The sequence below is a fragment of the Nocardioides agariphilus genome, from assembly GCF_015352445.1.
Taxonomy (GTDB): domain Bacteria; phylum Actinomycetota; class Actinomycetes; order Propionibacteriales; family Nocardioidaceae; genus Nocardioides; species Nocardioides agariphilus.
In genome coordinates this window covers 32,412-45,698 of sequence record NZ_JADKPO010000035.1, presented here as the reverse complement: position 1 = coordinate 45,698, position 13,287 = coordinate 32,412, and the positions used below count along the sequence as shown (strand labels likewise).

Genomic DNA, 13,287 nt, shown 5'->3' with positions numbered 1-13,287 from the left:
CGGCAAACTCCTCTGCCCCTTCCACCACCACCGAGCCCACCACCCCAACTGGGACACCCACCACCACCCCGACGGCACCACCACCTACACCAGACGCCAATAGGAACGCCGCCTACCGGACGCACGACGGGGGACAACCGTGTGCGTTCGTGAAGAGTCATAGTGCTGCCAGCCAAGGACGCGGGGTCAAGGAGCATGCTGGTGGCGATCAGCAGGAGAACCGAACTGCTGATGGTCGGCGCGGTCACCGGACTCTTGCTGTGCGCCTGTGCCACGGGCTCGACCCGCTCGAGCTTGAACGAGGGCGACAGACAGGCAACCCGAACGCCTGATGCTGCGGTTGTGGAGACGCATGCAGGCGAGCCCGACCAGCCGATGTTGGTGCAGGACCCTACTTGGACCCCTCGCCAGCGCCGTCGTCAATCATGCCTCGCTTGTCTACTCAGCGGAGTACGGCGAGGTGGTGTGCGCGCCTTCGAGGACCGGCCCGCTCCCCACCGGACGCGTCGTTGTCATCCGGCCGACACAGGAGTGGCGCACGTGCGCCACCGACTTCGCGCTGGTGCTCGCCGCGGACAATCGAGGCAGACTCCAAGAGATCGACCTGACGCTTTCCGAACCCTGAACGACGGCGTCGGCTGGCTCGCTCATGGCACCCGGCGCGGGGACCTCGACACCGAGTCGGTCCTGGCGAGTCCTCGCAGATGTGAGTTCACCATCGAGAGCAGTGCCGCTGGCCCCACCACCGGGGTCGAGGTCACGACAGCTCGGCAGGCAACGGCTGCGCGTGCGCGATCACGAGCGAGGTGACAGCACGGGTGAGGCAGACGTAGAGCCGGCGTAGTCCGGTGATCCGGTCGGGCTCGGCCGCCACGAGGGCGGCCGGTTCGAGGAGCACGACGTGGTCGAACTCCAGGCCCTTGGCCAGTGAGGCGGGGACCAGGTCGAGGTGCTGGTCGAACTCGGTCTCGACGTCGTCGGGATCGGCATCCTCGGCGGGGTCCTGGCCGACGATGCCGAAACGTACGCCGGCCGCCGTGAGGTCGCGCCCGACGTCGCTGATCATCGAGTCGGGTGCGATCAGGCCGATCGAACCCTCGCGTCCCAGCACCCCGGCGACCACGGCGGAGACCGAGTCGAGGGGCACGATCTCCAACTCGCCTCGCGATCGGCGCACGGACGTCGGGGGTTCGAGGCCTGGGGCGATCTGGGGCAGCAGGCGCGCGGCGTACTCGATGACCTCGCCGGGGACCCGGAACCCGCGGGTCAGCTGCTCGACGTGGGCGTCGGGTTTGCCCAGGTGGGCAAGGGCTTCTGCCCACGAACGGGTGGCCCACGGTGTCGTGGCCTGGGCCAGGTCTCCGAGCACGGTCAGCGACCCCGTCGACGAACGACGAGCGAGCGCGCGCAGCATCATCGGGGAGAGGTCCTGTGCTTCGTCGGCCACGATGTGGCCGACCGAACCGGTGCGCTCGACGAGGTCGGCCGCCTCGTCCACCAGGACCGCCTCGGCGAGGGTCCACGGAGTCGAGGCGGGGCTCTTGGGCGGCTTCGACCAGAGCAGCAGCGCCTGCTCGTCCTCGGTGAGCAACCCGGATGCGGCTGAGGCGAGGAGCTCGGGGTCCGAGAGCACGCGCCACACCAGTCGCGCCGGGTCGACCGCCGGCCACATCGCACCGGCATAGTCCTTGACCGGCTTGCTGCGCGCGACGGCGTCCTGCACCCGGTCGTCGGGGGAGTCGCCGGCGAGCTCCATCCGCACCAGGATCCGGTGGGCCAAGGCTTGCGGAACCATCGCGCGGGCGGCGCCGTAGCGCACTCCTCGGTTGCGCAGCGAGGTGACGACCTCCTCGGCCTCGTAGACGCCCACCCGCCACCGTCGCGCACCGCGAGGTACGACGAGGGCATCGGTCGGCAGCGTGACGTGGGACCACAGTGCTCGGGAGAGCACCTCGGCCAGGCGGGCATCGCCCTTCAACGTGGCCACGTGGGCCGGTTCCTCACCGCGAACCGACCACTTCGGGTTGACCGCCCGCAACGCCTTCTCGGCGAGCTCGGCGATCGTGGACTGCGTCGCCTCGACCTCGCCGAGCGCCGGCAGCACGTCGCGGATGTAGCGCAGGAAGCTGGCGTTGGGCCCGACCACGAGCACGCCCTGCCGGGTCAGCTGCTCGCGGTGGGCGAACAGCAGGTACGCCGCGCGGTGCAGGCCGACCGCCGTCTTGCCCGTACCCGGCGCACCCTGCACGCAGATCGACTGCGAGAGGTCTGAGCGCACGATGACGTCCTGCTCGGGCTGGATGGTGGCGACGATGTCGCGCATCGGCCCCACACGTGGCCGCTCGATCTCCTGCTCGAGGATCGCCGAGTAGTCCTCGCCGGAGGGAGCAGCAGAGGTGAGGTCCTCGTCCTCGTACGACGTCAGGGAGCCGTGCTGGAACCCGAACCGTCGCCGCCGCTCGACGCCCATCGGGTCGGCTCGCGTGGCTCGGTAGAACGGCAGCGAGACCGGTGCCCGCCAGTCGATGACGAGCGGGTCGCCCTCGACGTCGCTGACGTGGCGGCGGCCGATGTGAAACTCGCCCTCGACGTGGGACTGGCCGCCGGCGTAGTCGAGGCGACCGAAGAACAGCGGCACGTTCGGGTCGTCGGCGAGCTGCTTCATGCGCAGGGCGAAGGTGGACTGGAGGTACTCGCGGCTGACCCAGTCGCCGCCAGCGGATGCGTCCATCGACGCGGTGCGGGCTCGCATGCGTGCCAGCTGTTCGCGGGACTCGGCCAGATGTCGTTGTTCGGCAGTGAGGTCGTCGGTGGGCAAGGGCGTACCTCCGAGGAACGGTGGTCTCGAGGCTCAGGCCATGACAGCCTTCGCACCTCGACCTGCGATGGGCGGCGGCGGGCCGAGCGACGCTACGCCCGGGAGACCTCGCTGTCATCCGATTTGTGCTGGCCATCTCTCGGGGGCAGGCGCCGCTCGAGCCAGACCAGGCCGTAGGCGATCGCGAGGAACAGCACGGTGATGCCGAGCGAGTTCACCAGCACGATGCCGAGTCCGTGTTCCGCTACGTCGATGAAGGGGTAGGGGTACCAGTCGTCGAACAGTGGCCCGGTGGTCAGGATCAGCAGCAGCCACAGGATCGGCCAGACCAGTGAGGGCGGCACATCTCGGTTCGCGAGCAGATGGCGCGGCCCGTGCACCAGCCAACCCGCGACGGCCAGCGCCGGGACCACCATGTGGAGCAGCTTGTCGGCCCAGAAGTCCGCGCCGTCGAGATCGAGCAACGGCCGCAGCAGCACGAAGTGCACCAGTCCCGTGACGGCGATACCGAGGACCGCGTCGAGACGGAGCACCCGGAAGAAGCGGGTGTCGCTCTCGCGGCCGCGCGCGAGCAGGTAGGTCACCCACGCGACCGCGATATTGCTCTGGATCGTGAAGTAGAAGAAGTAGCGCCGCACCCGCTCGTCCGTGGGCGGAGGCTCCACCTCGTCGAGCACGTGGCCCCCGCGGTAGACCAGCACGAGCTGGAAGACCAGGGCGAAGGCCGCGACGAGAAACGTCAGCAGGTGCCAGGCCCGGGCAGCACGAGGGCTCACAGCTCGCACTCTAGGGGCTGAGCCAGCCCAGGATGCGCTCCACGTCCTCGGGCAGGAAGGGGTCATCGACGAACTCCGCGACGCCGGCGTGGGCGCGTGCCCTCGCTTCGGGGTCGCGGGCCGCCAGCCAGCCGAGCACCTGGTAGCGCAGGATGTGGTGCAGCTGGGCGATCGTCAGCCCGAAGTCCTGGGCACGCGTGACACGACCAGGGCCGCCCGCGTCGACGTACGCCGAGACCAGCCGCTCCGCCCGGTCGCGGGAGGTACGGGCGAACTCGAAGAGCACCATCGCCAGCTCGCGGGTGGGGTCGCCGGCCCCTGCGTTGTCGAAGTCGACGACGCAGGCCTGCCCGTCCGGCCCGAGGCGCAGGTTGTCGGCCCACAGGTCGAGGTGGCACCACTGCACGCCCACCATCGGGGTGAGCAGCTCCTCCATGGCCAGCAGGGCCGGAGTCAGTGCGTCGAGGCGAGCCGCGAACGGCGCACCCGCGCCCTTCGCAGCCTTCACCAGCGCCCGCCACTCGGTGCGGCCGACAGGTTCGGTGCCCCACCCGTGAGGGGGCGCGGCGGCGGGTACGACGACCCGGTGCAGCGTCGCCAGCACGTTGCCCACCGCCACCGGGTCGATCGAGTTGTCGGCGTCGGTCACCTCCACCCAGGTCTGCACCCGGATCGGCACACCCTCGATGACCGCCAGGAACCGCCCGTCACGATCCGGGAGCGGCCGCGGGCACGCGACCCCGGCGTCGTGGCACGCGACCTGGAACTGCGCGCTCAGCTGCGCCTCGTCGGGATCGACCGAGTCAGCAGAGCCGAAGGACTCCTTGACGGCGTAGGTCCCGCGGGCGGTGATGAGACGGCGTACCTGGCCCTGCTCACCCCGCACCGCTTCGACCTCAGGCCGGGCGTCGGGGCCGAGGTCGAAGCGGTCCGCAACCTGGGCGGCCAGCTGACGGTTCATTGGCCCATGGTGACGGTGGTTGGCGCCTTGCGACCGGCGAGGAGGACTCCTCGCCGGCCGCGCGGCCCTGGGGATACTTCAGGGGGAGATCAGAGCGGCTCGCCGAGGTAGGCCTCGTAGTGCACGAAGCGCGCGTCCTGGGCGACCGGATACAGCGCCAGCACCATCGACAGGTCGTCGTGCACGAGCTCGTAGCGACCCGGCACCATCGGGTGGTCGACGGGACCGGTGATGCGCACGCTGTAGGTCACTGCACCGCCCCACGCGACGGGCGTGGAGAGGAACTCGAAGGTCAAGGCCACCGCGCCGTATCCATCGAGCGGACTCGCCGTCGCGGTCACCTCGCACCCCAGCAGGTCACGCAGAACGGCGTACGTCGGTTCGATACGGCGGCCGATCGGCGTCATCGTCATCGCGGGACCTCCTGGGGGCTTACTGAGGCGGCTGGACTAGGAAACTTGGGGAGTTTCGAGGGGTGGTGCCGGTGCTGCTTGTGACTCCGAGTCTGGTGACCGGGCACGCCGCTGTCGCGGCAACACGCTCCACATGGCCCGTTCGGGCTACTAGTGCTGCCCTATGGGCCGACGAACTCGGTCTGGACCGGTCTAGGTCACGGAGGCGATCTCGCGCCCTGTCAGCCCAGCGCGTGCACCTCGACGCTCGTGCCCTCACGGCTTCGGCGCAGCCCGCTGACCAGCGACAACGTGACCAGCAAGGAGGCGCTCGACATCACGCCGATCGCCAGTGCCGCCGCGGACGAGTCACCGCCCAGCACCGTCGCCAGGCCACCGGCCAGGAGGGCGCCGACCCCCTGCATCGACATCATCCCGAGGCTGTGCAGCCCGAGCACCTGGCCGCGGATGTCGGGGGCGGTGCGGCTCACCAGGCGCTCTTGGAGCGGCAGGCTCGCGCAGTACCCGACGGACGCGACGGCGGCCAGTGCACAGGCGAACGGCAGCGACGGCTCCAGCAGGAAGAACAGCCACGGCACGGCCAGCAGCATGCGTGCCGGCTCGACCAGCCGGTCCCTCCAGTGCGGGGCGATGACGCGCCCCATCAGCACGTCGCCGGCGAGCATCCCGACGGCGGTCGCGGCGAAGAGGAACCCCGCGCGGTCCCCGGCGAACGGCAAGATCAGGGCCTCGCAGCCGACCACGAGCCCGTTGGGCACCCAGAGCGAGAGGTAGACCGGCCGGAGGACGGGGGAGCCCAGGAGCAGTCGGTTGACGGCGCGGCTGCGCTCTACCGCCTTCCCGGTCGCACGCGGCGGGTGGTCGCGGAGCCCGAAGCGCACCAGCAGCAGAGCAAGCAACGAGCAGGCGGCCGCGCCGAGGAACAGTTGGCTGGTGGTCAGGGCCAACAGGAGTAGGCCGCCGAGTCCGTAGCCGACGATCTGCATGACACCGACCGCGATGTTGATCGTGGCGCGGGCGAAGACGAACGAGCCATCGGGGACCACGTCGGAGACCAGCGCGATCATGCTGCCGCCCATCGCCGAGAGCAGGATCCAGGGCACGACGAGTACGACGAGACGCGCGGCCATCGGCAGGTCGGGGAGGGCCTGGGCGAGGTCCGCCACGACCCCGATCCCGGCGGCCAGCACCATCGCGGTGCGAGGGCGCCACAGGTCGGAGAGGCTGAGCAGGAACCACGAGGTCGCCAGTCGCACCAGCGGCCCGCCGAACATCACGAACGCCGCCAGCAGAGGCGAACCGGTCTCGGTGTAGGTCAGCGTCCCGAGGGCCAGGCTGGCCACCGAGCTTGCCGCCACGTTGAGCGAGGTCGTGGTGAACAGCACCCGGAACTCGGTGATCGCGAACAGCTCGCGGTAGGTGCGCACGAGGACAAGGCTCTCGGCCTGGCACGGGGTTCGCTAATGTTTCGTGGACAGGCGAAACATGACATTTGGCTCGACCGCTCGACCGCTCGACCGCCGGGAAAGGGGACTGTGGGGTGGGGATGTGGAAGGTGCCCGCGGACGTGCTGGCGCAGAGCCGGTTCGCGGTGTCGCCGCTGGCCGAGGTCGTCGGCGCACTCGGTGCCTTGATTCGACCTCGGTCACCCGAGCAGCGATCCTTCGGCGCGGCCCATGGCGCGGCGTTCACCGCGTGGGCGGCCAGCCGGGAGGGGGTCGCCGACCTGGTCGCGGCCAGCTTCCGCGATTCCCGACGCGACCGTGCGGGTTGGTTGGCCGACTACCTCAGCATGCCGCCGGAGAAGGACGAACAGACCTTCGAGGACGACCTGGCCCAGCTGGGGCGGCTCACCGACGAGGATGTCCGAGCCGACCTCCGCGAGACGACACAGGTACCTTTGGCGGCCAGTCTGATGGCACCTGGCGTGCGCGACCTCGTGCGCGACCTCGTCGTGTGGCTGTGGACCCACACCGTCGAGACCGACTGGGCCCGGCGCGAGCGCGTCCTGCGCGCCGACATCGTCGGTCGCACCGCGCAGCTGGCCAAGCACGGCTGGGGCGGGGTGCTGCGCGACCTCGGTCGCGACCGCGAGTGGGTCGGTGACGGGGAGCTGCGAATCAACCGCTACGCACTGCCGACCCGTACTCTCGCCCCCGGGAGCCGACTGCTGTTCGTGCCCACGCACACCGACGGGAGCTGGGTGGGGTGGCACGACACGCGCTACGCGATCTACTACCCGGTGGCCGGCCGGCTGGCCAGCGTCGATGCCGGCAGTAGCGCGGGCCTGGCGCCGTTGGTGGGGTCGAACCGTGCGGAGGTGCTGACCCTGCTCGATGTGCCGCGCAGCACCTCACAGCTCTCCGTGCTCACCGGCCAGGCCATCGGCTCGGTCGGTGGCCACCTCAAAGTGCTCCTCGAGGCCGGAGTCGTGCTGCGCAGACGGTCGGGTCGGGAGGTGCTCTACTGGCGCACGCCGCTCGGCGACGCGCTGGTGGCCGCGGGACGTTGAGGCGGAGGCTTGAGGGCCCAGCGGATGGTTCCGGTCGCAGCGGTGCCGAGGGCGCGTACGACGGTGCGCTCGCTGACCGGAAGCAGCGGCAGTCGCAGAGGACGCCGGGTCCAGACCGGCATCAGGCCGATCGCGGCGGCCACCAGCACGCCGTACGCCGGCCGCGCCGACCACGGCAGCGGCGGGTGCCACACCAGGAAGGAGACGGCGTCGCGGGCGTGGTCGGTCGCCTCGAGCTCGGGACGGAAGGCCTCGACGGCCTGTCGGAGCTCATCCTCGGTGGTGGGTGGGTCCACGACTCCGAGCTTGCGGGCCACGACCGCGGTCTGCGCGACGTAGGTGTCGCGGCCCGCCTGGTCGAGCGGCCGTTTGCCGTAGACCTGGTGAGCCATCAAGAAGCTCTCCACCTCCGCCACGTGCACCCAGCTCAGCAGGTGGGGGTCGGAGGCGGAGTACGTCGTCCCGTCGGGCAGCGTGCCGCTGACCCGGCCGTGGATGGCGCGGACCGCGTCGACCGCCTGCTGTGCGTGCTGCTCGGCGCCGAAGGTGGTGGTGGCGATGAACCGGCTGGTGCGCGCGAGGCGGCCCCACATGTCGCCGCGGTAGCCGGAGTGCTCGGCGACGGCTGTCATGGCCGCGGGGTGCAGCGTCTGCAGGAGCACGGCGCGGATCCCACCGACGAACATCGAGGCGTCACCGTGGACGCGGGTGATGGGACTGCCCTCGTCGAACCACCGGGGTCCGGGTGTGAGGTGGATGCGCTCGCGGTGGCGTTCGCCGTCGGGCCCGGCCACGCGACGGAACAGCTCGGCCCCGAGTCGGTCGCGCATCCTGGTCACCGGCGTCATGGCATCGAGCCTACGGGCGTGGTCGCGAACCGAGGGTCAGCCCAAGAACAGGTCCTCGGCGTCGGTGATGCGGTAGGCGTAGCCCTGCTCGGCCAAGAAGCGCTGGCGGTTCTGGGCGAACTCTGCGTCGACCGAGTCGCGCGCCACCACGGCGTAGAAGCGGGCGGTGCGGCCGTCGGCCTTGGGGCGCAGCAGGCGCCCCAGCCGTTGGGCCTCCTCCTGTCGCGACCCGAACGAGCCGGAGACCTGGATGGCGACGGCGGCCTCGGGCAGGTCGATGGAGAAGTTGGCGACCTTCGAGACGACCAGCAGGCTGATCTCACCGGTGCGGAAGGCCTCGAAGAGCCGCTGGCGCTCCTTGACGGGGGTCTCGCCCTTGATCACCGGCGCGTCGAGGTCGGCCGCGAGCTCGTCGAGCTGGTCGAGGTACTGGCCGATCACGAGCGTGGGCTCACCGGCGTGCATCTCGACCAGCTGCTCGGCGACCCGGGTCTTGGCCGGGGTGCACGAGGCCAGGCGGTAGCGCTCCTCGGGCTCGGCGGTGGCGTAGGCGAGGCGCTCGGACTGGCTCATCGTCACGCGTACCTCGACGCAGTCTGCTGGCGCGATCCAGCCCTGCGCCTCGATGTCCTTCCACGGGGCGTCGTAGCGCTTGGGTCCGATCAGCGAGAACACGTCGCCCTCGCGGCCGTCCTCGCGCACCAGCGTCGCGGTCAGCCCGAGTCGGCGGCGGGCCTGCAGGTTGGCGGTCATCCGGAAGATCGGTGCCGGCAGCAGGTGCACCTCGTCGTAGACGATCAGCCCCCAGTCGCGGGCGTCGAGCAGCTCCAGGTGGGAGTAGACGCCCTTCCGCTTGGTCGTCATCACCTGGTAGGTCGCGATGGTGACGGGCCGGATCTCCTTGACCGAGCCGCTGTACTCGCCGATCTCCTCGGGTGTCAGCGAGGTGCGCCGGACCAGCTCGTCCTTCCACTGCCGGGCGCTGACCGTGTTGGTCACCAGGATCAACGTGGTGGCCTGCGCCTCGGCCATCGCCGCAGCGCCGACCAGGGTCTTGCCGGCACCGCACGGGAGGACGACGACGCCGGAGCCGCCGTGCCAGAAGGAGTCGACGGCCTCGCGCTGGTAGGCACGCAGCGCCCAGCCCTCCTCGTGCAGGTCGATCGCGTGCGCCTCGCCGTCGACGTAGCCGGCGAAGTCCTCGGCCGGCCAGCCGAGCTTGAGCAGGGCCTGCTTGAGGTTGCCGCGCTCGGAGGCGTGCACGACCACCGTGTCGTCATCGAGGCGAGCGCCGAGCATCCCCTGCACGCGCTTGGCCCGGAGTACCTCCTCGAGCACCGGCCGATCGTTGGAGACCAGGACCAGGCCGTGGGAGGGGTGCTTCTCCAGCCGGAGGCGGCCGTAGCGCGCCATCGTCTCGGCGACGTCGACGAGCAGGGAGTGGGGAACCGCATAGCGGCTGTAGGTCAGCAAGGTGTCGACGACCTGCTCGGCGTCGTGACCGGCCGCACGGGCGTTCCACAGGCCGAGGGGCGTGAGCCGGTAGGTGTGGATGTGCTCGGGGCTGCGCTCGAGCTCGGCGAAGGGCGCGATCGCCTTGCGGCACTCGACCGCCTGCTCGTGGTCGACCTCGAGCAACAAGGTCTTGTCGCTCTGCACGATCAGGGGGCCGTCGTTCACCGGACGAGTCTAGAGATCCGCTGGTTGTCGCCGTCCGTGACGCTCGTGCGGTTTCGGAGCGACGTTTGCAGCCAGAACGTCACTGACGACGTCAGTGGCCCGGGGGGTTGCCGGCGAGCTCGCGCAGCTCCTCGACCCAGCCCTCGTCCTTGGGCCAGGTCGACTGGACGAGCCAGGTGACGCCGGCTTCGGCGTACGCGTCGGCGGGCACCCCCTCGGCCCAGGGCACCACGACGTCCCAACCATCGCGCGGCGGCGGGCCGATCAGCTCGGCGAGGGCGGCTGGTTCGAGACCGCCACCGATCGGCACGTAGCCGTCCCAGCGTCGCGCGCGCTCGAGCGGACGCTTGTTGGGCGCGACCCCCGCGACCCAGATCGGGACCCGGGGTCGCCGCAGCGACGGCGGTCGCATCGAGGCGTGCACCTGGAAGTGCTCACCGTCGTGGTCCACCGAGCGCCCGGAGACCAGCCCGTCGATCACCTCGAGGGCCTCGTCGAGCATCGCCGCACGAACCCGCGGGTCCGCCTCGTCGCCGAGCTCGGCGAAGTCGTGGCCTGGCGGCTCGCCGAGGCCCACGCCCAACACGGCGCGGCCCCCCGAGAGGTGGTCGAGGGTGACGAGGTGCTTGGCCACGACCCACGGCCGGCGCCGCGAGAGCGGGGTGACCATGGTGCCGAGCAGCATCCGCTCGGTCGCCTGGGCGATCGCACCGAGCAGCACCCACGGGTCGTGGATCTCCTGGATGTCGTCCCAGCGCAGGTGGTCCCACAAGAAGAAGCCGTCCCAGCCGGACGCCTCGGCGGTCGTGGCGAGGTCGACGACGGTCGCCGGATCGGTGAAGGGCGGCACGCTGAGGAGGTAACGCACGTCGAGACGCTAACGCCGATTCGTCGGAATCCACGCCGCGGCACCCACCCGCACGACCGCTGACGAATCGCGGATCAGGTGTTGTCGACAGGGGTCACCGAGGTGATCCGGTGGACCGCGAAGGTACGGATCTCCTCGCTGCGGTGGTCCAGAGCGGTCAGGTGGCCGCCCTCGAGGCCGAGCGGGTCGACGATCCGCTCGGTGCTGGAGCCGTGGTTGTCGACGTAGGCGATCAGCACCGAGGCCCGTGACGCCACCGCCTGACGCAGCGCCGTCATGGCATCGGTGGGCGTCAGTGCCGGCCGGTCCAGCGGTCGCTCGGCGACGGCGCGGTCGCCGGCCCGCACGGCCGCCACGACCCTGGCGACGGTCGCCGACTCACGGGTGGCGCGTTCGGGGCCGCTGCGCTCCCGGGGGGTTCGCGCCCGCAGTACGTCGGGGCGCGCGACGTGCAGCGAGCCGTCAGGTGCCTCGACCGCGGGCGCGACGCCGAGCTCACGCAGCCGGGGGAGCAGGACGTCGATCGGGGTGCTGCTGACCAGCACGGTCGGTGCAAGACGGCGGAGTCCGAGCGTGGCGGCCTGCGGGTGGGCCAGCAGCTCGGAGAGGGCCGCTTCGTCGTCGGCCCGCACGAACGCCTCCGCGTGGCCGACGCGGATCGTGCCGTAGGTGCGGACCGTGTCGTCGATCAGGTAGCTCAAGGGCTGCGGGACCGGGGTGCGGGAGATGCCGGCGACGAAGGCGTGCAGCTCGGCGGCAGTCCAACCGATGTCGAGCGCGCGGCGCAGGGATGCGGCGGTGAACCGGTAGACGGTGGCGCCACCCCGCGACTCCACCTCGGCCGCCACCTGCAGACGTCGCGCCAGGTCTGGTTCGAGAGGCCCGGGAGCGACCGCGGTCAGGTCGGCCTGCAGCAGCACGTGGTCGACGGGGTCGGGCAGCAACGGAGCCAACAGCTCGGCGCAGTCCTCTCCGGCCAGCCAGGCCCGTGCGTACGGCGGGACCCCACCGAGGGCGACCAGCCCCAGCATCGTCGCCTCGCGCAGCGCCCAGGCCACCTGGTCGGCACGCGTCCGCGGCCGGCGCGGCCGCAGCCAGACGAGCCGCGCGACCAAGGAGGCCGGACCGGTGCCGGCCGCCAACACCTGGCCAGGGGGGAGCTCCGCGAGCTGGTCGAGGGTCGCGCGCCGGGTCTCGGCTGCGAAGACGCTGGTGTTCTCGGGTGCCAACGCGCTGTGTGCCCGCCCGACGGGGTCGCGCTGGCCGACGAGCCCGGCCAGCCGGGGGCTGGCCAGCCAGGCGCGGGTCAGGCCCTCCCAGCGAACGGCCGTGGATCGCCGGGTCCAGGCGTCGAACTCCTCGGTGGGCGCGAACACCGGGTTGCCGTCGTCGTCGTAGCGCCCGGCGAGCAGCCTGGCCTCGGCGGCCACCTCGACGAGCAGTGCCGTGGTCGGCTCGTCGACCTGGAGCAGAGCGGCGGCCGCCTTCAGCTCGCGGACGCCGAGGCCGCCGGCTCGCAGCTCGGCGGGTGGATGCACACCCCAGTGCTCGAGCAGCAGCTCCACCCGACGGACGACCTCGAACGCCGCCCCGGCCGCCGTCCGCTCGACGACGGCCTCGTCGCGCTCGGAGGTCGCGAGCGTGGGCACCACGTCGACCCGCTCGCGCGTGGTGTGGCCGCCGCGCAACGCCACGCTCACCTCACCCGGCACCCAGACCTGGCCGCCAGGACGCGGCACGAGCAGCTTGCGGGCGAGCAGCTCCTCGGCCGGGGTGGCCGCCTCCTCGGGCAGCACCGTGTGTCGCGCCGCGCCCGCTGTCGCCTCCCCGCCGTTGTCGTCGACGTGCTCGAGGAGTGCTCGAGCGGGCTCGCCGAGCTCGGCCAGCCGGGCCTGGACGTCGGCGTGGTCGGGATGCTCGGTCGAGAACGGGCGGATGCCTCCCAGGCCACCTTGGGGAACGCGGGTGAGGTCGGTGAGGCCGCCGACGGCGCGCAGGCCGCCGGTGGACTCCCACGCGAGCGCGAGGTCGACGAGCCGCTCGACGGCGTCTGCCACCGCTTCGGGAGCGGCGTTGACCACCGCGACCAGATCGGCTTGGGTGGTCTGGCCCGCGGCGACGAGGGCATCCAACACCGTCAGCTCAGCGGTGGTGAGCAGGTCGAGCGCACGAGGTACCGACGACCTGGCCGCCGCTCGCGACGCGAGCTGACCGGAGTCCTGGGGGGCAGGAGTGGCAAGATCGGTTCGCTCGCGCAGCAGCCGGGAAAGCCGGTCGTCCGGCCAGGCCCTGAGCTGGTCGGCAAGCGTGCGGAACTGCGCTGGGGCAGCGGACGCCCCGGAGGCCCCGCCCTGGGGGCCTTTGGCGCTGCGCGGGGTCGACCTGGCCATCGTTCCCACGCTACCGGCGCG

Annotated in this window: 10 protein-coding genes; 1 reads left to right on the top strand and 9 read right to left on the bottom strand. The window is 71.4% G+C overall.

Annotated elements, in window-relative coordinates:
* Positions 1-757: 757 nt before the first annotated feature.
* The 5 genes from ISU10_RS19510 to ISU10_RS19490 all read right to left on the bottom strand — a co-directional run bounded on the left by ISU10_RS19510 (position 758) and on the right by ISU10_RS19490 (position 6,395).
* A complete protein-coding gene (locus ISU10_RS19510; protein ID WP_228501372.1) occupies positions 758-2,818 on the bottom strand; it encodes a HelD family protein in 2,061 nt (686 codons plus the stop codon).
* Between the two features lie 92 nt (positions 2,819-2,910).
* Positions 2,911-3,594: a Pr6Pr family membrane protein gene (locus tag ISU10_RS19505; RefSeq protein ID WP_194698109.1), complete on the bottom strand. Its 684-nt coding sequence runs from the start codon at positions 3,592-3,594 to the stop codon at positions 2,911-2,913.
* A 10-nt stretch (positions 3,595-3,604) separates the two neighbouring features.
* Positions 3,605-4,555 (bottom strand): phosphotransferase enzyme family protein, encoded by a 951-nt coding sequence (locus ISU10_RS19500; RefSeq protein WP_194698108.1) that lies wholly within the window; start codon positions 4,553-4,555, stop codon positions 3,605-3,607.
* 89 nt (positions 4,556-4,644) lie between these two features.
* Positions 4,645-4,968 (bottom strand): hypothetical protein, encoded by a 324-nt coding sequence (locus ISU10_RS19495; protein WP_194698107.1) that lies wholly within the window; start codon positions 4,966-4,968, stop codon positions 4,645-4,647.
* Positions 4,969-5,189: 221 nt separating this feature from the next.
* Positions 5,190-6,395: an MFS transporter gene (locus ISU10_RS19490; protein WP_194698106.1), complete on the bottom strand. Its 1,206-nt coding sequence runs from the start codon at positions 6,393-6,395 to the stop codon at positions 5,190-5,192.
* Between the two features lie 119 nt (positions 6,396-6,514).
* Between ISU10_RS19490 and ISU10_RS19485 the strand changes: the two genes are divergently transcribed.
* Positions 6,515-7,480 carry an ArsR/SmtB family transcription factor gene (locus ISU10_RS19485; protein WP_228501385.1) on the top strand — a complete coding sequence of 322 codons (966 nt, stop codon included), beginning with the start codon at positions 6,515-6,517 and terminating at the stop codon, positions 7,478-7,480.
* On the opposite strand, the gene ISU10_RS19480 is transcribed toward ISU10_RS19485, so the two are convergent.
* From ISU10_RS19480 to ISU10_RS19465, 4 genes are all read right to left on the bottom strand, one after another.
* On the bottom strand, positions 7,432-8,328 hold the full coding sequence (locus ISU10_RS19480) for an oxygenase MpaB family protein (protein ID WP_194698104.1): 897 nt from the start codon (positions 8,326-8,328) through the stop codon (positions 7,432-7,434). The two genes, ISU10_RS19485 and ISU10_RS19480, sit on opposite strands and share 49 nt — an antisense overlap.
* Positions 8,329-8,364: 36 nt before the next feature.
* The gene (locus ISU10_RS19475) at positions 8,365-10,008 is read right to left on the bottom strand and encodes a DNA repair helicase XPB (protein ID WP_194698103.1); all 1,644 of its coding nucleotides are present in this window, start codon (positions 10,006-10,008) and stop codon (positions 8,365-8,367) included.
* A gap of 91 nt (positions 10,009-10,099) precedes the next feature.
* On the bottom strand, positions 10,100-10,876 hold the full coding sequence (locus ISU10_RS19470; RefSeq protein ID WP_194698102.1) for an LLM class flavin-dependent oxidoreductase: 777 nt from the start codon (positions 10,874-10,876) through the stop codon (positions 10,100-10,102).
* A gap of 74 nt (positions 10,877-10,950) precedes the next feature.
* Positions 10,951-13,266, bottom strand: a complete 2,316-nt coding sequence (locus ISU10_RS19465; protein WP_194698101.1) for a helicase C-terminal domain-containing protein — start codon at positions 13,264-13,266, stop codon at positions 10,951-10,953.
* Positions 13,267-13,287: the final 21 nt, after the last annotated feature.